Below are 19,697 nucleotides of genomic sequence, written 5' to 3'. Positions count from 1 at the left end.
CACCCATGGCCGGCGAACAGACTCTCGATCCCGTGACCTTCGAGGTTCTCAAGAACTCCTTCATCACCAGCGTCGACCAGATGGGCGAGCAGGTGCTGCGAACCTGCTACTCGTTCGTGATCTACAACCACGACTTCTCCAGCGGCCTGCACGACGCCGACGGGGAATGCGCCGCCCAGGGCAACCAGGACATCGCGGTCCATGTCGGCACGCTGCATTTCACCTGCAAGGACGTGATGCGCGCCTTCAAGGGCGACATGCACGACGGCGACGTCTTCGCGATCAACGATCCCTATGCCGGCGGCACGCATTTCTCCGACGTCCGGCTCGTGCGACCGATCTTCTCCGGCGGAGAGATCATCGCCTTCGCCCAGTCGAACGGGCATTGGTCGGACATGGGCGGTTCGGTGCCCGGCTCTTTCGACGTCACGGCGAAGGACATGTTCCGCGAAGGCCTGCGGATCACCCCGATCCGGCTCTACGACAAGGGCGTCTTCCGCCGCGACGTCGCCAACATGATCGCGGCGAACACGCGCGATCCCGCCTCGATCATCGGCGACATCGAGGCCCAGGCGGAGGGAACCGCGGTCTGCGCCCGCGAGATCCTGCGGCTCGTCGACAAGTACGGCCGCGACACGGTCAAGGCGGGGCTGGCCGAGGTTCAGGACTATGTCGAGCGCGCCGTGCGCCAGCGGATCGCGGCGCTGCCGGACGGCACCTGGGAGACGGTGGACTACATCGATCGCGATCCCGCCGGCGGGGAGGGGATGATCCCCATCCGCATCAAGATGACGATCAAGGGCGACAAGGCGATCTACGATTTCACCGGCAGTCATCCGACCATCGCCACCATCTACAATTCGGCGTTCGGAGCGACCTTCTCGGCGGTGGCGGCGGGCATGAAGACCTTCTTCCCCGACCTGCCGCTGAATTCCGGCTTCTACCGGTCGTTCGAGCTGATCGTGCCGGAAGGCTCGATCGTCGACGCCAAGTGGCCGGTCGCGGTCACGGGCTTTCTGATGCCCTTCGAGAAGATCATGAACTCGATCTACGAGATGTGGTCGCAGCTGATGCCCGAGCGGGCGCTCGCCTGCACCTTCAATCTCGAATACCTTCTGACGGGCGGGCGCGACGCGCGCGTCGCCGACAAGCCGATCTTCATGTTCTACGACTGGCTGTCCGGCGGCTGGGGCGGCCGCAACGGCAAGGACGGCGCCAACGTCACGGCCTCCTGCTTCGGAACCGGCATGATGGCCCAGCCGATCGAGGGCCAGGAGCGGGCGACGCCGATCCTGATGACCGAATGCCAGATCCAGCGCGATTCGGCCGGTCCCGGCAAATGGCGCGGCGGCGTCGGGCTTCTGAAAGGCTCGCGCATGCTGGAAGCCGAGGAAACGGTGATCTCCTACATCTGCGACCGCGAGCGCGCCGTCGTCTGGGGCATCGAGGGCGGCCTTCCGTCCAGCCCGCACGGCCTGTCGCTGAAGCGCGCGGGCTCGGACGTCGTCGAAAGGCTGGGGACGATCTTTTCGGATGTCGCCCTGCGCGAGGGCGACGTCTTCTCCCGCCCGACGGCCGGTGGCGGCGGGTTCGGCGATCCGCTGGAGCGCGATCCGGCGAGCGTTCTGGAGGATGTCGTCGACGACTACGTGTCGATCGAGCGCGCCGCGAAGGATTATGGCGTCGTCATCCGCGAGATCGACGCCGAACTGTGCGCCTACGAGCTCGACGCCGCCGCGACGGACGCGCTGCGCGAGGAGATTCGCGGGCAGCGCGTCGCCTGGGCCCGCACCGATCCGGAGGGCGTCGCCGAACGGTTCCGGCTCGGCGAGATCGACGTGCTCGACGCGATCCGCCGGCATGCGGTGATCCTCGACTGGGGCACGGGCGAGCTTCTTCCCGAGTCCACGCGGCAGTTCCGCGAGACCTTCGAACGGCGATCCGTCGCCAACTGGGCTGCCCACTGAGCCTTTCGCGATCGAGCCGCCCTCTCGGTCGCGGAAGGATGTTCCAGACGACGCAAGGATGGAGCGCCTCTCTGCGTCCCAAGGGACGCACGGCGCTCCGCCCGCGCAAAGCAGTGCCGTCCAACAAGGCGCGTCGTGGAACGAGCGCCCCGTCCTCGTCCCCCGCAACAAGAAGGATTGAAGCCATGTCTCTTCGCACCCGCTTCGGCCGCGGCCTCGCGGCCGCCACCTGTCTCGGCCTCGTCGTCGGCGCGGCCTCGCCGAGCCTTGCCGCGGACGCGGCCTGGTGGCCGATGAAGATCTACGATTCCTCGTCGGGGACGCCGAAGGATGCCGAGTACACGCCGCTGGAAAAGGCCGAGAAGCCCTACAATCTCTGCGTCCTCTTCCCGCACATGAAGGACAGCTTCTGGGTCGCGGTCGCCTACGGCATCGTCAAGCAGGCCGAGGCGATGAACGTCAACATGACGCTCTACGAAGCCGGCGGCTACGAGAACCTGCCCAAGCAGCTCTCGCAGTTCGACGACTGCCTGGCGAGCGGCGCGGATGCGATCGTCGTCGGGGCGATCTCGGGCGCGGGTCTCGAGCAGAAGTTCAAGGAAGCGGCGGCGAAGAACATTCCGGTCGTCGGCGTCACCAATCCGATCCCGGCCAATTCGACGCCCGCCGCCAATGCCGTCGACTTCGTCGCCATGGGAGCGGTCACGGGCGAGGGGCTCCTCGCGCAGCTGTCCGCCGGCGAGAAGGCCAATGTCGTGACCTTCCCGGGACCGGCCGGCTCGGGCTGGGCGGAATCCTTCAACGAGGGCTTCAAGGCCGCGGTCGGCAAGAATCCGGACGTGACGATCCTCGACGAGAAGTTCGGCGACAGCGGCGTCGCCGTCCAGCTGCAGCTCATCCAGGACGCGCTGCAGGCCCATCCCGACATGAACGTGATCTGGGGAACCGCTCCGACGGCGGAAGCGGCGATCGGCGCGGTGGCCGAAGCCGGCCGCACCGACATCAAGATCATGTCCTCCTACGAGAACCAGGCGATGCTCGACGCGCTGAACCGCGGCGACATCCTCGCCTTCGCGACGCAGTATCCGGTCGGCGAGGGCGCCATCGCCATCGATCAGGCGGTTCGCCTTCTCGAGAAGAAGCCGGTGATGAGCCTCGTCCAGCCCGTCGCGGCGGTCGTCGACAAGAGCACGGTGCCGAGCCTGAAGATGGACCTGATCCTGGCGCCGAGCGACTGGACGCCGGTCTACACCGTCAAGGCCAAGTAAGCCCGCAAGGGGTTTTCGTCCAAACGAAGGAGACGACATGGAGCAAGCCGGCGAAGTCGGAACGCCTCGCCCGGAATCGGAGCCCTTGCTCCGGCTGGCGGGCATCTCGAAGCGGTTCACGGGCGTCCTCGCCCTGGACCGCGTCGATGTCGACGTGCGCGCGGGCGAGCTCCATGTTCTCTTCGGCGAGAACGGCGCGGGCAAATCGACGCTGATCAACGTCATCTCCGGCACCTTTCCTCCCGATGGCGGCAGTTTCCGTTTCGGCGGCGAGGATATCCGCTCCCTGACGCCGCAGCGCGCCCGGGCCATCGGCATCAGCCCGGTCTTCCAGGAGTTCTCCCTCGTGCCGACGCTGAGCGTGGAAGAGAATCTCTTTCTCGGCCGCGAGCTCTCCACCGGCGGCGTGCTGCGCGCCGGCGAGATGCGCCGGCGGGCGAAGGCCCTGATCGAGGAGCTCGGCTTCGATCTCGATCCCGCCGCCCGCGTCGACGACCTTTCGCGCGCCCATCAGCAGATGGCCGAGATCGCCAAGGCCCTGCTCGGCAAGGTGCGTCTTCTGATCCTCGACGAACCGACGGCCTCGCTGACCGAGCGCGAGACGGGGCGGCTGTTCGAACTGATCGCCAAGCTGAAGAGCCAGGGCGTCGGCATCGTCTACGTCTCGCACCGCATGCGGGAGATCCGGGCGCTCGCCGATCGCGTCACCGTCCTGCGCGACGGCCGCCACATCCGCACGCTCGGCGCCGCCACGGTGACGGACGGCGAACTGGTCGAGCTGATGACCGGCCGCAAGATCGACGTTCTGTTCCCGGCCATCGCCCATGCGCCCGGCGAGGTGGCGGTGGACGTGGAGAACCTCTCCGTCGCCGGCGGCATCGTCGCCGGCGTCAACTTCCATGCTCGCGCCGGCGAGATCACCGGCATCGCCGGTCTGGTCGGCTGCGGCAAGTCGGAGCTGGTGCGCGCCATCTACGGGCTGGAGCCCGTGACCGGCGGCACCATCCGCCTGCACGGAACGCCCTACGAAGCGGCGGGCCCGCGCGCCAGCCTGCGCAAGGGCGTCGCCTATTTCCCGGCCAACCGCGTCGCGGAGGGGCTGGCCCTGACGCGGCCGATCCGCGAGAACGCTTCGATGACGGCGCTCGACCTCAAGCGCTTCATCCGCTTCGGCGTGCTGCGGAAAGGTGCGGAACGGCTGCTGATCAACCCGATCATGCAGCAGCTGAACCTGCGCCCGCCCGACATCGAGCGCGCCGTCGGCAACCTTTCGGGCGGCAACCGGCAGAAGGTGATGCTCGGCCGCGCGCTGACCCGCGACCTCACGATCTTCCTGTTCGACGAGCCGAGCGTCGGCATCGACGTCGGCGCCAAGGTCGAGGTCTACGAGTTCATGAAACGGCTGGTCGAGGCGGGCGCGGCGGTCATCGTCGTGTCCTCCGAACTGCCGGAGGTGCTGGCCCTGTCGAACCGGCTCTACGTCATGCACAACGGCCGGATCGCCGCCGAGCTCGAAGGAGCGGCGAAGACCGAGCAGAACGTCCTGTCGGGTTTCTTCCAGAACCATCCGGCGGAGGCCGCAGCATGAGCGCCGCCGCAACCGCCCTTCGCTCCGCGGCGGGGCGCCGGATCGGCTTTCCGGTTCGGCTGGGCTTCCTGCCCGTCCTCCTCGTCGCCGTCGTCCTCGGCATGTCGCTGGTCTCGCCGCAGTTCTACGGCCCGATCAACATTCTTAACATCCTGCGCAACGCCTCGCTTCTGACCATCGTCGCCTGCGGCCAGGCGATCGTGATCATCGCCGGCGGCTTCGATCTGTCGGTTGGCGCGGTGATCGCGCTGGCGAGCGTCGTCACCGCCAAGGTCATGGGCCTTGCCGCCGCGGCCTTTCCCGGCAACGAGGCGGCGATCATCGCGTGCGGCGTGCTGGCTGGCCTCGGCTCCGGCCTCGCGGTCGGGCTCGTCAACGGGATCTGCGTCGCCCGGCTGAAGGTCTCGGGCTTCGTCGTGACGCTCGGCACCATGTCGGCCGCGGCCGGCGTGGGGCTGATGATCACGAGCGGCATTCCCGTCTACGGCATGCCGGACAGCTTCGTGAAGGGTTTCGGCCGCGCCCAGTTCCTCGGCCTGCCCACCGCGATCTACGTCGCCGTCGCCGTCGTGCTCGTGATGGTCTTCGTGCAGCGGCGGACGCTCTTCGGGCGCTACGTCTTCGCCATCGGCGGCAACGCCGAGGCGGCGACCATTTCCGGCGTCTCGATCGACCGCCATGTCGTGGGAACCTACGCCCTGTCCGGCGTTTTGGCGGCGGCGACCGGCATCCTCCTCACCGCGCAGGTCGGCTCCGGCCAGGCCAGCTTCGGCGGCGACCGCATGATGCTCCAGTCGATCGCCGCGGCCGTGATCGGCGGCGTCAGCCTGCGCGGTGGCATCGGCCGGGTTGAGATCGTCACCGTCAGCGCGCTGTTCCTGACGATCCTCGGCAATGCCCTCAATCTCCTGCAGATCGACTCGCGCCTGCAGCCGGTCTTTCTGGGGGTCATCATGGTGGCGGCCGTGGCCGCCGAAGAGTTCAGCCGCAGGAGGAAGACCCGTGTCTGATCTGGCTCCCCCCATGGCGCTTACCGAGACGACGGCGCCATCGCCCTGGCGCCGGCAGATCTGGCAATGGGCCCTGCCGATCGCGCTGGTCGTCCTGTTCCTCGCCTTCGCCGTCGCCGACAGCCGCGTTCTGTCGCCCGCCAATCTTCTCAACATCGCGCAGCAGACGAGCTATGTCGCGCTCTTCGCCATGGCGCAGGCGGTGGTGATCATCACGCGCGGCTTCGATCTGTCCCTCGGCCCGACCGTCTCGATGGTCAGCGTCGGCGCCGCGGTGGCCATGACGGCGGCGGTGGCCAGCGGCAGCGATCCGGTGGCCGTCCTCCTCGTCGGCCTCCTCTCCGGTATCGCGCTCGGCGCCGCCACCGGCCTCTTCAATGGCGTCGTCGTCGCGCTTCTGGGCGTCAGTCCGTTCGTCGCGACGCTCGGCAGCTACAACATCGCCATCGGCATCGCGACGACCCTGTCGGCGGGCAAGCCCGTGCAGGGCATGCCGGATCTCTTCTCGACGCTGCTCTATCGCGGCGACATGTTCGGCGTGCCCGCGGCGATCGTCATCGCTCTCGTCGTCGGCCTCGTCCTTCACCTCGCGCTGACGCGCACCGTGTTCGGCCGCTCGCTCTACATTGTCGGAACCAATCCCCGGGCCGCTTCCGTCGCCGGCCTTCCGGTGAAGCGCATCCTCGTGCTCGCCTATGTCCTCTGCTCCTCGCTCGCCGCGCTCGGCGCGCTGATGCTGACGGCCCGCACCGGATCGGGCGAACCCAATCTCGGCGGTTCGCTCTCGCTTCAGGCGATCGCCGCGGCGGTCGTCGGCGGCACGAGCCTTGCCGGCGGGCGGGGCGGGGTCGGCACGGCGGTGCTCGGCGCGCTGTTCATCACCATCCTGTCCAACGGCATGAATCTGACGCGGATCGACGGCTACGTGCAGATGGTCGTCCTCGGAGCGATCGTCATCGTCGGCGTCGTCCTCGATCGGGCCCGCCTCGCGACGCGCTGACGGCGCCCTTTTCCGATCGCGGCGGGGCGCGGCCCGCCGGCCGGTCGCCACGATCCTCGGCCATCGGCCGACACGGGAGGGTTTCACGATGCCGGACGTCTATGTAGCACGGACGCTGGCGTCCTCGCTCGACGCTCTGTCGGAGCGCGGGAAGGCGGGCGCACCCCTGGCCGGCGGCACCTGGATCATGCGCGCGCCTCTGCGCGGCGAAGCCTTCAAGACCTCCTATGTCGCACTGTCGAAGATCGCTGCCTTGAAGGTGATCGAGGTCGGCGATCGGTCGGTGGAGATCGGCGCCGGCGCCACGCATGCCGCCTTGGCGGACGCCCTTTCCGGACTTTCCGGTCTCGAAGCCTTGGCGGAGGCCGCCGGGGCCTCGGCCAATCCGGCCGTGCGCGGCATGGCGACCCTCGGCGGAAACCTTTCGACCTGCGACTTCGCCGCCGCCGATCTCGTTCCGGCTCTCCTGGCGCTGGATGCCGAGGTCGAGCTGGCCGGCGCCGGCGGCGTGGACCGCATGGGCATCGAGGCCTTTCTCGAGCTGCGATCGCAGCTGGAGCCGGGCCGGCTGCTGACGAAGGTCGTCCTGCCGCGCCGGCCTCAGCGTTCGGCCCATGTGCGCCTGCCTCTGCGCAAGGCCGGCGACTATCCGGTGGCCGTGGTCAGTCTCGCCGTCACGCTGGATGCGGCCTCGCGCGTGGCGACTGCCCGCATCGCGGTCGGCTCGGTCGAGCCGGTCGCACGTAGGTGGCGCGGCCTCGAAGCCGCGCTGATCGGCCGGTCGCTCGATCCCGACGCCGTCGCCGTGCTCGCCAAGGCGCATCTGGCGGACTTAACCGGGCGCGACGACGGCGTCGAAGCGCCCGGCTGGTACCGTGTCGCCGTTCTGCCCGCGCTGGTGCGGCGCGCCGCCGCCGCCCTTCTTGCCACGTCCTGAACCCGGGAGGTCCGATGCCGATCCGATTGACGGTCAACGGCCGCGAGCGTTCGTCCGACGCCCCCGCCATGGGTGCACTGGTCGATCTCCTGCGCGACGAGTTCCACCTGACCGGCGCCAAGCCGGTCTGCCGCGAAGGCTTCTGCGGCGCCTGCATGGTGCTGATCGACGGCGTGCCCACCCTGTCCTGCCTGACGCCTGCGGCGCTGGTGGAGGGATCGCATGTGCGCACGATCGAGGGCCTCTGCGCCGACGGCGTCCCGTCGCCGCTGCAGGCCGCGCTCGAGCGCCACGACGCCGTCCAGTGCGGCATGTGCTTTCCCGGAATGGTCGTCACGCTCACCGATTTTCTCGAGCGGACGGAGCGCCCCAGCCGCGAGGCGGTCCGCGCGGCGCTGACCGGCAACATCTGCCGCTGCACCGGCTACGAGCGCATTGTCGACGCCGCCCTGTCGCTCGCTTCCGACCGCGTCGGCCCGGCCGTCGCGCCCGGCGTCGAGGCAACCTGACGCGGGACATCGGGACGACGGACCGCGCTCCGGATGCCCGACGCAACGACGACGTTTGAGGAGCACGGCATGGACGCCTTTCCCAATGCCACGGTATCGGACTTCCGCCGCCGGGATGCGCGCGACAAGCTGATGGGCCTGACGCGCTACACGATCGATCGTAAGAGTTCCGGCATGCTGCACGCCGTCGTGCTCCGCTCCAGGGTTCCGTCGGGCCGCATCCTGCGCATCGATACGAGCCGGGCCGAGGCCATGCCGGGCGTTTGCGCGATCGTCGTGGCGGCCGACGCGCCGGGGCAGGCGGGAATCGGCATCGCCGATCATCCGCTCTTTGCCAGCGACGTGGTGCGCTACGACGGAGAGCCCCTCGCGGCGATCGCGGCCGAAACGCTGGCCGAGGCCGAGGCGGCCCTGTCGGCGGTCGAGGTCGAGATCGAACCGCTCGCCGCCGCCGTGGACATGCAGTCGGCCCTCGCCGAGGGCGCTCCGCTCGTCCATCCCCACTGGCGGGACTACGAGGTCCTTTTCGAGGGCGGCACCCATGGCGGCAACATCGCCTGGGAGGCGACGTCGGTGCGCGGCGACGTCGATGCCGCCTTCGCCCGCCCCGACGTCGTCGTCGTCGAGAGCGCCTTCCGCGTCGGGCGCCAGAACCATGTCGCCTTCGAGCCGCGCGCCGTCCTTGCCAGTTTCGAGGACGGGCGGTTCCACATCGAGACCTCGACGCAGGTGCCCTGGACGGTTCGCAACACGACGGCCCGTCTTCTCGGCGTGCGGCCCTCCGATGTCCGGGTGACCGTCCCGCCCGTCGGCGGCGCCTTCGGCCTGAAGTTCGACTGGGCGATGGAGCCCTTCGCCGCGCTGCTCGCCCGCAAGAGCCGGCGCCCGGTGCGGCTCGTCAATTCGCGGCAGGAGGAGATGCTGACCTGTCTCTTCCGCGAGAATGCCGAGATCCGCATGCGATCGGCGGTGACGCGCGAGGGCGAGATCGCCGGGCGCGAGGCCGTGGTGCTGATGGATTGCGGCGCCTATGGCGGCGAGCAGATCTTCCTCACCACCATGACGGCGCATACGCTCGGCGGGAACTACCGCCTCGGCGCGGCACGCATCGTCTCGCGCGCCGTCTACACGAACTCGCCGCCGAACGGCGCCTTCCGGGCCTGCAACGGCGTCTACAACACCTTCGCGCTGGAGCGCCATACGGACGAGATCTGCGCGTCGATCGGCATGGACCCGCTGGAGTTTCGGCGGCGCAACGTGATCGGAGCCGGCGACCTCGGCGCGACCGGCCAGGTCTTCGAAGGCGACGTGCTGCGCCCGATGCTGGACAAGATGGAGGCCCTGCGCGCGGCCTCGCCGAGCTTTTTGCTACAGGAGGGGCGACAGGACGGGCGACTGTACGGGCGCGCGACGACGGTCGGCACCTGGTTCGTCTTCACCGGCCCCTCCGCCGCCACCGTCAACATGAACGCCGACGGCAGCGCGACTCTCGTCACCTCCGGCGTCGAGATCGGTTCGGGCTCGATGATGCAGGCGCTGCCGCAGATCGTCGCCGGTGCGCTCGGTCTGCGGCCGGACCAGGTGATCGTGCGCACCGCCGATACGGATGCGGCGGGCTTCGACGTCGGCGTCGGCGGCGGCCGCACCACGGTCTCGCTCGGCGCGGCGAGCCTCTCGGCCGCCAACGAGGTGAGGACCAAGCTCCTCGCGGTGGCGGCCGAGATGCTGGAGGCCGATCCCGAAGATCTCGTCATGGAGAACGGCCGGATCGAGATCGCCGGGGCGAACGGGTTCGGCTACGCCATCGCCGAAGTCGCGGCACGCGCCCAGGCAAGACACGGTCCGGTCGCCGGGACCGGCGCCTTTACCGGCCGGGACACGCCCGCCATGGCCGGCTGCGCGGCCGGACATTTCATCGAGGCGCTCGATATTCCCGTCTTCGCCGTGCACGACTGCGACGTCGCGGTCGATCCCGAGACCGGCCATGTCGAGGTGCTGGCCTATCGGGTCGTGCAGGATGTCGGACGGGCTCTGAATCCGAGCGCCATCCACGGTCAGATCCAGGGCGGCGTCGTCCAGGGGCTCGGCTACGCCCTGCACGAGGAGGCCGGCATCGACGCCGCCGGGCGCATCCGCCAGAGCGGCTTCGAAACCTATCGCGTGCCCCTGGCCGGGGACGTCGTGCCGGTCCGGATCGAGCTCCACGAAGGCGCGCCGTCCATGGGTCCGCTCGGCACCAAGGGTGCGGGCGAGGTGCCGATCCTCAATGTCGGCGCGACGATCGCCTGCGCCGTGGCGAATGCGACGGGAAAGCGCGTCCAGGAACTGCCGCTGACGCCACCGCGGGTTCTGGAACTCATGCTCGGCCGCAAGCCCGAACTCGACCTTCCCCACATCGCGCCGCGCTGGGGCGACAATCTCCTGCGCCCGCACGGCCGCAGCGACTGATCGGGACCGTTCCCGTCCCGGCGCCCTCGTCGGGTGCCTACATCGCCTTCAGCGTATCGCACATGGCTTCGATGAGGGTGTCGGCGTTTTCGCGCGAGAAGACGAGGGGCGGGCGGATCTTCAGGATATTGGCGTTCCGGCCGGATGCGCTGATCAGCACGCGCCGTTCGCGCAGGCCGTTGACCAGCCGCGTGGCGATTGCGGCATCCGGCGTTCTGGCCGCCGGGTCGGACACCATCTCGACGCCGATGAACAGGCCCGCGCCCCGCACGTCCCCGATCGCGGGGAATTCGCCGGCGAGCCCGGCGATTCCGGCGCGGATATAGGCGCCGACATCGCGGGCGTTCTCCTGCAGCCGCTCGGCCGCCAGGGCCTCCAGCACGGCGATTCCGGCCGCCGCGGCGATCGGGTTGCCGCCGAACGTGTTGAAATATCGGATCTTCGCGCCGAAATCGGCGATGACCTCCGGCCGGACGACGAGGCCGGCCATCGGATAGCCGTTGCCCATCGGCTTGCCGAGCGTGACCATGTCCGGCTCGACCTCGTGGCGCTGGAAGCCCCACATCGTATCGCCGGTGCGGCCGAAGCCCGGCTGTACCTCGTCGGCGACGAACAGTCCGCCGGCGCGGCGCATGGCCTCGACGGCCGGCCGCAAGAAGCCCTTCGGCTCGGGAACGACGCCATCGCTGGAAAAGATCGTGTCGACGATCAGGAGCGCCGGCTTGATGCCGTGCCGCCGGAGATCATCGATCGCGCCCTGGACGTCGCGGCCGAAGCGATCGCGCGCCTCCTCCGGCGACTGGCGATAGGGATCGGGCGCATCGACGGTGCGCACATGCGTTCCGAGATCGACGGAGGGGCCGAGCGAGGGCGAGAACTCGGCCACCGCCCCGGTCACGCCGTGATAGGCGAGGCGGGTCACGACGATGCCGGTGCCGCCCGTGACATGGCGGGCGATGCGCACCGCCAGATCGTTCGCCTCGCTGCCGGTGCAGGTCAGCATCGCCTGGCTCAGCGCGTCCGGGAAAGTCGCCGTCAGCCGTTCCGCATAGTCGATGACGCTCTCGTGCAGGTAGCGCGTGTGCGTGTTGAGGACGGCGGTTTGGCGGGTGATCGCCTCCACCACCTTCGGATGGCAATGGCCGAGCGAGGCGACGTTGTTGTAGGCGTCGAGAAAGGGCTGTCCGTCCTTGTCGAAGAGCCAGACGCCTTCGCCTCGCACGATATGGATCGGACGTTCGTAGAACAGCCGATAGGCCGGTCCCATCACCCGTTCGCGCCGCTCGATCAGCGCCTGTTCCGCCGGGCTGAGGCGCGCGAAATCCTCCGCGCCAAAAGCGTTGACCATCGTCATCGGGTTACACCTCGCATGAATCGTGGATAAGCCGGCTCAGCTCGGCGGCCGGAATCTCGGACAGGCGTGCCAGACCGCGCCACGCGGACCGGTGGTTGCGCAGGATGTAGTCCCGCTCGTCCGGGCGCAGCGTCGCGCGCCATTCCGTGATGATTAGCGTCATCGCCAGCCGCGCGGCGATGAGGACCGGCAGGGCCTCGATCTCCGCCGCTTCCAGCGGCCTGACATGGCAGAAGCCACGCAGCATGGAGGCGAGCTTCTCCAGCCCGTCCTCGCTCCAGAGATGGTAGGAGGCCGCAACGGCGAGATCCGCGATCATGGGGCCGAACACCATGTCGCCGAAGTCGATGATGCCGACCACCTCGTCCGGCGCCTCGGGGTCGAGGAGGATGTTGTAGGGGTTGAAGTCGTTGTGAAGGACCTGCATCCGCAGGTCGCCCCAGATCGGCAGGACCCGGGCTTCGAACTCGTCGAGCACCGTCTGGATCATCGGCCGCCTCTCGGCGCCGACGAAGCTCGTGAGCGAGTCGAGATCGCGAAAATGCGAGAGGTCCCAGAGCAGTTTTCCCGGTGGGGGACGCGCCGTGGCGCCGGCCAGTCCCGACGAGAGGCTGGCGAGAGCGAGGCCGATCCGGCGGCACTGCCGCGGGTTGGCGGCGCTCGCCCCCATCAGGTCCCCTTCCAGATAGGTCAGCAGCCGCACCACGCGGTTCCCGCCGCGGGCGGGCAGGATGTGGCTCACCTCGCCGCCGAGCGTCGGCACCAGCCTCGGCACGGGAACGAGGAGCGGCCTCCTCGCCAGATGCAGGAGGACATCGGCCTGGAAGGCCAGCGAACGAACGTCCTCGACGGGGTTCGCGATCTTCAGCGTGAAGCTTTCCCCGTCCGTGGTGAGCTTGAAGGTCTCGTCGCGCTCGCTCGTCAGGCGTTTGGCGGTGCCGGCCCTTCCGAAGACGGAGAGCGCGAGATCCTCGACCTCGGCCACCGTGCATGGCTCCCAGTCGGCGTTGAGAATGTCGCTCTCCGGGGCAGGGGATGGCTGTGACATGGCGTATCCGGGGAAGCGAAGGGAGCGTTGACCGTGCGGACGGCCGATGCGACGTTGCCCCGTGATGCGTCATGCGTCAAGATGTTGATGCATCATGCAGCAGCTTGATCGTCGATGTGTCCGTAATGTCGTGAGCGGCAGCTTTCGAGCGGCGGCGGGAAGGAAACGGGACGGCGATGAGCGACTTCGAGCCAATGGACCGCAGCAGCCTCTACGAGGGCGTCTATGCGAAGATCGCGCGGGCGCTGACCGAAGGCGCGCTGAAGCCGGACGACAAGCTGCGCATCCGCACGTTGTCCGACCAGTTCGGCGTCAGCGTGACGCCGGTGCGGGACGCCATCCTGCGTCTGGTCGAGGCGCATGCGCTGGAATGGCGCGGGCCGAAGGACATTCGCGTGCCCCGGATGACGGAGCGCCAGCTGGACGAGGTCCGGCTGATCCGCCTGCGCCTGGAGGGGCTTGCCGCCCGGCTGGCGGCCGAGAAGCTCGATCGGGACGGGCTTCTCGCGCTGGAAGAGCTGGTCGCGGACAACGAAGCGGCCCGATCCGCCGGCGACGTGGCGGCGGCGGTTCGGCTCAACCGGGAATTCCACTTCAGCATCTGCGAAGCCGCCGGCCTGCCGGTGCTGCGGGCGATGATCCAGAGCCTGTGGCTTCGCATGGGCCCGATGATCGCCTCGGTCTACGAGAACGGCGGCGAGACGATGATCACCCATCACTACGACATCCTGCGCGCCATCGAGCGGCGCGACGGCGATGCGGCCGATGCCGCGATCCAGGCCGACATCAACGCCGCCGTTCAATTCTTCCAGACGTCCGGCGTTCTCGCGCCGTCCTAGATGGGACCGGGCCGCATCCATCTCGTGCGGACGGCGCTTTTCTGACCCCTGCCTATCCTGTGAGCATTAGGGTGAGCTTTTGGTGCGATTCCAGGTTTGGGGGCGCATCGACGTCAGCATTTACGGCCCGAATGCCCCCGCTCGATCTGGCACAAGCCTTGCAATGTGGTTTTTGACCACTTTGCTCGTTGCGTGGTTTTTAGATGGAGATCGGATCATGGTGGGCATATTGGACCGCAGGCGTTTCCTCCAGGGAGGCGCAGCATTGGCCGGGTTGGCGGGCTTCGCGCAGATCGATCCGGATTTCCTGATCTCGTCGGCCTTCGCGCAGACGGGCAAGCCGATGGTCTTCCTGTCCGCAGAGAACATCACCGGCAACTGGGACCCGACCGCCCACACGACGCTGTCGCAGAAGAACATCGAAGGCTTCGTCATGGGATTCCTGACGCGCACGCCGATGAAGCTCGACGATCCCGGCGCCGTCGTTTACGAACTGGCGACCGACATCCAGCTGCTCGATCCCAACCGCCTTCAGATCAAGCTGCGCGACGACATCGTCTTCCACGACGGCAAGCCGTTCAAGGCCGAGGACGTCAAGGCGACCTTCGAGTACGGCGCGCTGCCCGACCGCCCGGCGCAGTGGTATCCCGGCCCGACCGAGACGCTGACCATCACGACGCCGGACGACTACACCGTCGTCGTCGACACGTCGAAGGGCGGCTATCCCGCCCATCTCTTCATCTTCCTGGCGTCCTTCCTGCCGATCATGTCGGCCAAGGACGTCGCGGCCGGCCCGGGCGGGCCTCTCTCGCAGCGGCTGAACGGCACCGGCCCGTTCAAGTTCGTCGAGCAGCGCGGCAACGACACGGTGCTCGAAGCCTTCGACGGCTACTTCCGCGGCAAGCCCGCCATTCCCGGCATCAGCTTCACCTTCACCGGCGACTCCACCACCCGCATGCTCTCCCTGATGAACGGGCAGGCCTCGATCGTCGAGCGCCTGGAGCCCGAACAGGTCGACACGGTGAAGGAGAACCCCAACATCGCCATCAACGAGGTGGTGTCGGTCGAGAACAAGTATCTCTGGTTCCGCTGCTCCAAGCCGCCCTTCAACGACCCGCGCGTGCGCATGGCGGCCTGCCACGCGATCGACCGCACGCTGATCGGCGAAATCCTCGGCTCGGCCGGCCGTGCCTCGGCGAACTTCGTCTCGCCGGTGAAGTTCGGCTATGTCGATCTTCCCAACTACCCCGCCTACGATCCCGAAAAGTGCCAGGCGCTTCTGGCGGAGGCCGGCTTTCCCAAGGGCGAGGGCCTGCCGCCGCTCGAATACATCACCTCGGTCGGCTTCTATCCGAAGACGAAGGAATACGGCGAGGTGCTCACCGCCATGCTGAACGAGCAGGGCTTCCCGGTCAGCCTCACCGTGCTGGAGCCGGCGGCCTGGAACGAGCAGCTCTACCACCGGCCCGGCGGCGGACCCGGCCACATGGTGGATTGCGGCTGGTCGACGGGCTCGCCCGAGCCCGACCTCGTCCTGCGCACGCATTTCCACTCCTCCTCGCACCGCATCTGCGGCATCGAGGATGCCGAGCTCGACGCGAGCCTCGACAAGGAGCGCAGCGCCCCGACGCTGGAGGAGCGCAAGACGATCCTCGAGACCGAGACCATGCCGCTTCTCGCCTCCAAGATGCCGGCCCTCTCGCTCTTCACCTCGGTCATGATCCACGCGATGCAGAAGGATCTCGTCGGTCTCTACATCTACCCGGACGGCTCGATCGACGCCTCCAAGCCCGCCTGATCGAAAGCCGCCCCGCCGCGCCAACGCGGCCGGGGCGGCTTCTCCCACCCTTCAGGTCCCGCCGGAGTTCGCCCGCCCGATGTTCGTCTTCAGCTTTCTCGCCCGGCGCCTCGTGCAGGGCGCCGTCATCATCTTCCTCGTCTCGCTCCTGATCTTCACGCTGCTGCGCGTCGTTCCGGGCGATCCCGTGCGCCTGATGGCGGGCGGCATGGCGCCGGAGGCCCTGATCGAGCAGATCGCCACCGAGATGGGCCTGCGCGACCCGATCCTCGTCCAGTTCGGCCACTATATGGGCAAGGTCGTGCAGGGCGATCTCGGCCAGTCCTTCGTGCGCCCGGCCAACGGCGCATCGACGGGCGGCTCCTCCTTCGACGACACGACGCGCGGCGAACGGGCGAAGGTCCTCGACCTCATCCTCGAAACCCTGCCGATGACGCTGCAGCTGGCCGCGACCGCGCTCGTCATCGCCCTTCTCTTCTCCGCCGTTCTCGGCATCGCGGCGGGCCTCAGACCCGGAGGCTGGCCGGACAAGCTCGCCTTCTACGTCTCCTCGGTCTTCATCTCGCTGCCCAATTTCTGGCTCGGCATCGTGCTGGCGCTGCTCCTGTCGGTGAAGCTCGCCTGGCTGCCGGCCATCGGCTACGGCGGATTCTCCTACACGATCCTGCCGGCGATCGTGCTCGCCGTGGAGCTCTCGCCGGTCCTGATCCGCACGCTGTCGAGCGCCGTCGCGGCCCAGATGGCCTCGTCCTACGTGGCGGTCGGCCATGTGCGGGGCCTCGCCCGGCCGCGGATCGTGGCGAACCACGCGCTGCGCAACGCCTCCGTTCCGCTTCTCAATCTCCTCGGCGTGCAGTTCTCCAGCCTGCTCGGCGGGGTGATCATCGTCGAATACATCTTCGACTATCCCGGCCTCGGGCTTCTCACGATCAACGCCGTTCTCCAGCGGGACTTTCCGCTGATCCAGGGCATCGCGATCGTCACCAGCGCGATCTTCGTCCTCATCAACATCCTGGTCGATCTCGCCGCGACCAGCATCGACCCGAGGCTCGACTACTGATGAGCGCCATCGATCCGACCGTCGCGCCCGTGCCCATGGGCTCGGCCTCCGCCGCCCGCTCCATCGGCCGGCGCATCCTGTCGCGGGCCGCGCGCTCGCCGGAGTTCCGCATCGGCCTTGCGCTGTTTCTTCTCCTGGCGCTCGCCGCGGCCTTCTATCCCGAGCTCAGCGGCATCGATCCGACCAAGATGGACGTGCGCGCCCGCCTCCTGCCGCCGCTCTTCATGGGCGACAAATGGAGCTGGGCCCATCCGCTCGGCACCGACCAGATCGGCCGCGACATGCTGGTGCGCAGCCTCGTCGGCCTGCGCTACTCCTTCCTGATCGGCGTCGCCTCCGTCGTCGTCACGCTTCTCATCGGCTGCGCGCTCGGCACGATCGCCGGCTATTTCGGCGGCCGCACCGACACGGTCATCATGCGCCTCACCGACGCGCAGCTCTCCATCCCGATGATCATCCTCGCCATCGCGGTGCTCGGCGTCTCGCGCCCGACCATCCCGGCGATCATCCTCGTGCTCGGCCTCTCCAACTGGCCGGTCTATGCGCGCGTCATGCGCTCGGTGGTGATGGCCGAGCGGAAGGCGGAATACGTGCGAGCGGCGGAGGTGTCGGGCGCGACCCATGCCCGCATCATCCTGACCCTGCTCGTGCCGCTCCTCGTGCCGCCGGTTCTCTTCACCTCCGTCCTCGACGTCGCGCGCATGATGATCTTCGAATCGACGCTCGGCTTTCTCGGCCTCGGCGTGCAGCCGCCAACGCCGACCTTCGGCAACATCATCGCGGACGGCCGGAAGTACCTCCTCAACGCCTGGTGGATCGCCACCATGCCTGGCGTCTTCCTCGGCCTCACCCTGATCAGCATCAACCTCATGGGGGCCGCCTTCGAGCGCGCCCGCAACTCGATCCACGGAGGCGTCTGATGCGGGACCTGTCTGCCGATCCGCTCGACGGGGCGGGTGCCTCGCCCTCTCCGGTCCTGTCCGTCAAGGGCCTCACCGTCGATCTCGTCCTTCCCGGACGCGAGCGCACCGTCCTCGACGACATCTCGTTCGAGGTCCGGCCGCGCGAGATCATCGGGATCGTCGGCGCGTCCGGCGCCGGCAAGACCGTCCTCTCCAAGGCGGTCGTCAACTGGATCACGCCGCCGCTGGCGATCCGCGCGGGAACGGTGAGCTTTCGCGGGCGGAGCCTTCTCGGCCTGCCCGCCGAGGAGATGCGCCGCCTTCGCCGCGACATCGCCTATGTCGGCGCCGACCCGATGGGCGCGCTCGATCCGACGCTGCCCGTCGGCCGGCAGATCGTGGAGAAGCTGCGCGCCGTCGTGCCCGAGATCGGCCGGGCGGAAGCCGAGCCGCGCGTGATCGACCTTCTCGCCGCCGTCCGCATTCCCTCCGCCAAGGCGCGCTTCCACGACTATCCCTCGCAGTTCTCGGGCGGCATGATGCAGCGCGCGCTGATCGTGGATGCCATGGTCTCCAACCCCGCGCTGCTCGTCGCCGACAACGTCACGCAGCCGCTCGACGTGACGGTCGCCGCGCAGGTCATCCGCCTGATGCGCGAGCTGAGCGACCGGTTCGAGACTTCCGTCCTCTTCGTGTCCTCCTCGCTTCCGGTGGCGCGCGAGGCGGCCAGCCGCATCCTCGTCGTCGCGGAGGGGCGGCTCGTCGAGGAACAGGCGACCGAAGACCTCGTCGCCAACCCGCGCCACGCCTATACGCGCGATCTCGTCGCGCAAACGCCCGCCATCTGGAGCGCGTCGCCGGCGCTGCCGCGCGCGGCGGAAACGAACGAGGCGCCGCTCGCCGTCATCCGCCTCAACGACGTGTCGCAGACCTACAAGGTCAAGAAGCGCGGCTCCTTCGGCGGCACCAACGAGCTGCGGGCCGTGCGCAACGTCACCTTCGACGTCTTCAAGGGCGACAGCTTCGCCGTGGTCGGCGAATCCGGCTGCGGGAAGTCCACGTTGATGCGCCTTCTCAGCCGGCTGGAAAGCCCGAGCGCCGGCGAGGTCCTCTGCGAGGGCCGCGATATCGCCAAGCTCTCGGGCGCCTCGCTTCTGGCCTTCCGCCGCAAGCTCCAGCTGGTGCTTCAGGACCCCTTCGCCTCGCTGCCGCCGCGAACGGCCATCGGCGCCATGCTGGAGACGCCCCTTCGCATCCACGGCTGGCGCGACGCCCGGCTCATCCGCGAGAAGGTGCGCGAGGTGATGGACGATGTCGGCCTTCCCGTCTCGCTCTACGAGGAGTTGCCGGTCGGCCTCTCGGCCGGCCAGCGCCAGCGCATCAACGTCGCGCGGGCCATGGTTCTCGATCCCGAGATCCTCCTGATGGACGAGACGCTGTCGGCGCTCGACCAGGGCGAGCAGTTCAAGCTCCTCGCCCTGTTCGAGAAGCTCCAGCGCCGGCATTCGCTGACCTACATCTTCATCAGCCACGATCTGGCGATGGTGCGGAAGGTCTGCAACCGGATCGCGGTCATGTATCTCGGCGAGGTGGTGGAGCTGGCCGACAACGAGCGGCTCTTCTTCGATCCCGGCCACCCCTATACCAAGGCGCTCCTCTCGGCGATGCCGACCCTGGAGGCGCGGCGCTACCGGCCGGAGGACTGCCTCCTGGAGGGCGAGCCGCCGAGCCCGATCGATCTGCCGAAGGGATGCTCGTTCCGCTCGCGCTGCCCGCAGGCCTTCGCCCCTTGCGCTTATAGGAACCCGCATCTGACCGTGCGCGGCGCGCAGGATCTGGCCTCCTGCCACCTCGTGCCGAGCCCGCAGGCGTTGGCGGCGCAGGGTCTCTCTCCTTCGGCCGCGCTCTGATGCTCGTCCAGGACGAATTGCCGCCCTTGGTCCGGCGTGACAACCATTCGTCCGCGCGC

Annotated in this window: 15 protein-coding genes; 13 read left to right on the top strand and 2 right to left on the bottom strand. The window is 68.5% G+C overall.

The window, feature by feature from the left end:
- Positions 1-5 precede the first annotated feature (5 nt).
- The 8 genes from ASG62_RS23280 (at position 6) to ASG62_RS23245 (ending at position 10,727) form a co-directional block, all read left to right on the top strand.
- On the top strand, positions 6-1,967 hold the full coding sequence (locus ASG62_RS23280) for a hydantoinase B/oxoprolinase family protein (RefSeq protein WP_056692827.1): 1,962 nt from the start codon (positions 6-8) through the stop codon (positions 1,965-1,967).
- Between the two features lie 185 nt (positions 1,968-2,152).
- Entirely contained in the window at positions 2,153-3,235 is a 1,083-nt protein-coding gene (gene torT / locus ASG62_RS23275) for a TMAO reductase system periplasmic protein TorT (RefSeq protein ID WP_056692832.1), read from the top strand.
- Positions 3,236-3,272: 37 nt separating this feature from the next.
- A complete protein-coding gene (locus tag ASG62_RS23270; RefSeq protein WP_056692835.1) occupies positions 3,273-4,823 on the top strand; it encodes a sugar ABC transporter ATP-binding protein in 1,551 nt (516 codons plus the stop codon).
- Positions 4,820-5,833, top strand: a complete 1,014-nt coding sequence (locus ASG62_RS23265; RefSeq protein ID WP_056692840.1) for an ABC transporter permease — start codon at positions 4,820-4,822, stop codon at positions 5,831-5,833. The genes ASG62_RS23270 and ASG62_RS23265 overlap by 4 nt, the downstream gene beginning before the upstream one ends.
- Positions 5,826-6,833, top strand: coding sequence for an ABC transporter permease (locus ASG62_RS23260; RefSeq protein ID WP_244487530.1), 1,008 nt, complete (start codon positions 5,826-5,828; stop codon positions 6,831-6,833). Before ASG62_RS23265 ends, ASG62_RS23260 begins: the two co-directional genes overlap by 8 nt.
- An 88-nt stretch (positions 6,834-6,921) precedes the next feature.
- Positions 6,922-7,770: an FAD binding domain-containing protein gene (locus tag ASG62_RS23255; protein ID WP_056692847.1), complete on the top strand. Its 849-nt coding sequence runs from the start codon at positions 6,922-6,924 to the stop codon at positions 7,768-7,770.
- Between the two features lie 14 nt (positions 7,771-7,784).
- Positions 7,785-8,279 (top strand): (2Fe-2S)-binding protein, encoded by a 495-nt coding sequence (locus ASG62_RS23250; RefSeq protein ID WP_056692850.1) that lies wholly within the window; start codon positions 7,785-7,787, stop codon positions 8,277-8,279.
- A 33-nt stretch (positions 8,280-8,312) separates the two neighbouring features.
- On the top strand, positions 8,313-10,727 hold the full coding sequence (locus ASG62_RS23245; RefSeq protein ID WP_244487531.1) for a xanthine dehydrogenase family protein molybdopterin-binding subunit: 2,415 nt from the start codon (positions 8,313-8,315) through the stop codon (positions 10,725-10,727).
- A gap of 37 nt (positions 10,728-10,764) precedes the next feature.
- Here ASG62_RS23245 and ASG62_RS23240 read toward each other — a convergent pair whose 3' ends face one another.
- Positions 10,765-12,081, bottom strand: a complete 1,317-nt coding sequence (locus ASG62_RS23240) for an aspartate aminotransferase family protein (protein WP_056692859.1) — start codon at positions 12,079-12,081, stop codon at positions 10,765-10,767.
- A 4-nt stretch (positions 12,082-12,085) separates the two neighbouring features.
- A complete protein-coding gene (locus ASG62_RS23235; RefSeq protein WP_056692862.1) occupies positions 12,086-13,129 on the bottom strand; it encodes a phosphotransferase in 1,044 nt (347 codons plus the stop codon).
- A gap of 176 nt (positions 13,130-13,305) precedes the next feature.
- Between ASG62_RS23235 and ASG62_RS23230 the strand changes: the two genes are divergently transcribed.
- The 5 genes from ASG62_RS23230 (at position 13,306) to ASG62_RS23210 (ending at position 19,638) form a co-directional block, all read left to right on the top strand.
- On the top strand, positions 13,306-13,968 hold the full coding sequence (locus tag ASG62_RS23230; RefSeq protein WP_056692866.1) for a GntR family transcriptional regulator: 663 nt from the start codon (positions 13,306-13,308) through the stop codon (positions 13,966-13,968).
- Between the two features lie 217 nt (positions 13,969-14,185).
- Positions 14,186-15,766 carry an ABC transporter substrate-binding protein gene (locus tag ASG62_RS23225; RefSeq protein ID WP_056692870.1) on the top strand — a complete coding sequence of 527 codons (1,581 nt, stop codon included), beginning with the start codon at positions 14,186-14,188 and terminating at the stop codon, positions 15,764-15,766.
- Between the two features lie 79 nt (positions 15,767-15,845).
- Positions 15,846-16,826, top strand: a complete 981-nt coding sequence (locus ASG62_RS23220; RefSeq protein WP_056692873.1) for an ABC transporter permease — start codon at positions 15,846-15,848, stop codon at positions 16,824-16,826.
- Positions 16,826-17,746 (top strand): ABC transporter permease, encoded by a 921-nt coding sequence (locus tag ASG62_RS23215; protein WP_056692876.1) that lies wholly within the window; start codon positions 16,826-16,828, stop codon positions 17,744-17,746. Before ASG62_RS23220 ends, ASG62_RS23215 begins: the two co-directional genes overlap by 1 nt.
- Entirely contained in the window at positions 17,746-19,638 is a 1,893-nt protein-coding gene (locus tag ASG62_RS23210; RefSeq protein ID WP_056692880.1) for an ABC transporter ATP-binding protein, read from the top strand. Before ASG62_RS23215 ends, ASG62_RS23210 begins: the two co-directional genes overlap by 1 nt.
- Positions 19,639-19,697: the final 59 nt, after the last annotated feature.

Origin of the sequence: Aureimonas sp. Leaf427 (assembly GCF_001425485.1) — a bacterium.
GTDB lineage: Bacteria > Pseudomonadota > Alphaproteobacteria > Rhizobiales > Rhizobiaceae > Plantimonas.
Note: the sequence above shows the minus strand (reverse complement) of the source record. Positions and strands in the feature narration are given on the sequence as shown.

Bases quoted from the DNA above. Each gene is read 5' to 3' on its own strand.
- ASG62_RS23280 (WP_056692827.1), top strand. From the start codon at position 6: ATGGCCGGCGAACAGACTCTCGATCCCGTGACCTTCGAGGTTCTCAAG.
- torT (WP_056692832.1), top strand. From the start codon at position 2,153: ATGTCTCTTCGCACCCGCTTCGGCCGCGGCCTCGCGGCCGCCACCTGT.
- ASG62_RS23270 (WP_056692835.1), top strand. From the start codon at position 3,273: ATGGAGCAAGCCGGCGAAGTCGGAACGCCTCGCCCGGAATCGGAGCCC.
- ASG62_RS23265 (WP_056692840.1), top strand. From the start codon at position 4,820: ATGAGCGCCGCCGCAACCGCCCTTCGCTCCGCGGCGGGGCGCCGGATC.
- ASG62_RS23255 (WP_056692847.1), top strand. From the start codon at position 6,922: ATGCCGGACGTCTATGTAGCACGGACGCTGGCGTCCTCGCTCGACGCT.
- ASG62_RS23250 (WP_056692850.1), top strand. From the start codon at position 7,785: ATGCCGATCCGATTGACGGTCAACGGCCGCGAGCGTTCGTCCGACGCC.
- ASG62_RS23245 (WP_244487531.1), top strand. From the start codon at position 8,313: ATGCCCGACGCAACGACGACGTTTGAGGAGCACGGCATGGACGCCTTT.
- ASG62_RS23240 (WP_056692859.1), bottom strand. From the start codon at position 12,081: ATGACGATGGTCAACGCTTTTGGCGCGGAGGATTTCGCGCGCCTCAGC.
- ASG62_RS23235 (WP_056692862.1), bottom strand. From the start codon at position 13,129: ATGTCACAGCCATCCCCTGCCCCGGAGAGCGACATTCTCAACGCCGAC.
- ASG62_RS23230 (WP_056692866.1), top strand. From the start codon at position 13,306: ATGAGCGACTTCGAGCCAATGGACCGCAGCAGCCTCTACGAGGGCGTC.
- ASG62_RS23225 (WP_056692870.1), top strand. From the start codon at position 14,186: ATGGTGGGCATATTGGACCGCAGGCGTTTCCTCCAGGGAGGCGCAGCA.
- ASG62_RS23220 (WP_056692873.1), top strand. From the start codon at position 15,846: ATGTTCGTCTTCAGCTTTCTCGCCCGGCGCCTCGTGCAGGGCGCCGTC.
- ASG62_RS23215 (WP_056692876.1), top strand. From the start codon at position 16,826: ATGAGCGCCATCGATCCGACCGTCGCGCCCGTGCCCATGGGCTCGGCC.
- ASG62_RS23210 (WP_056692880.1), top strand. From the start codon at position 17,746: ATGCGGGACCTGTCTGCCGATCCGCTCGACGGGGCGGGTGCCTCGCCC.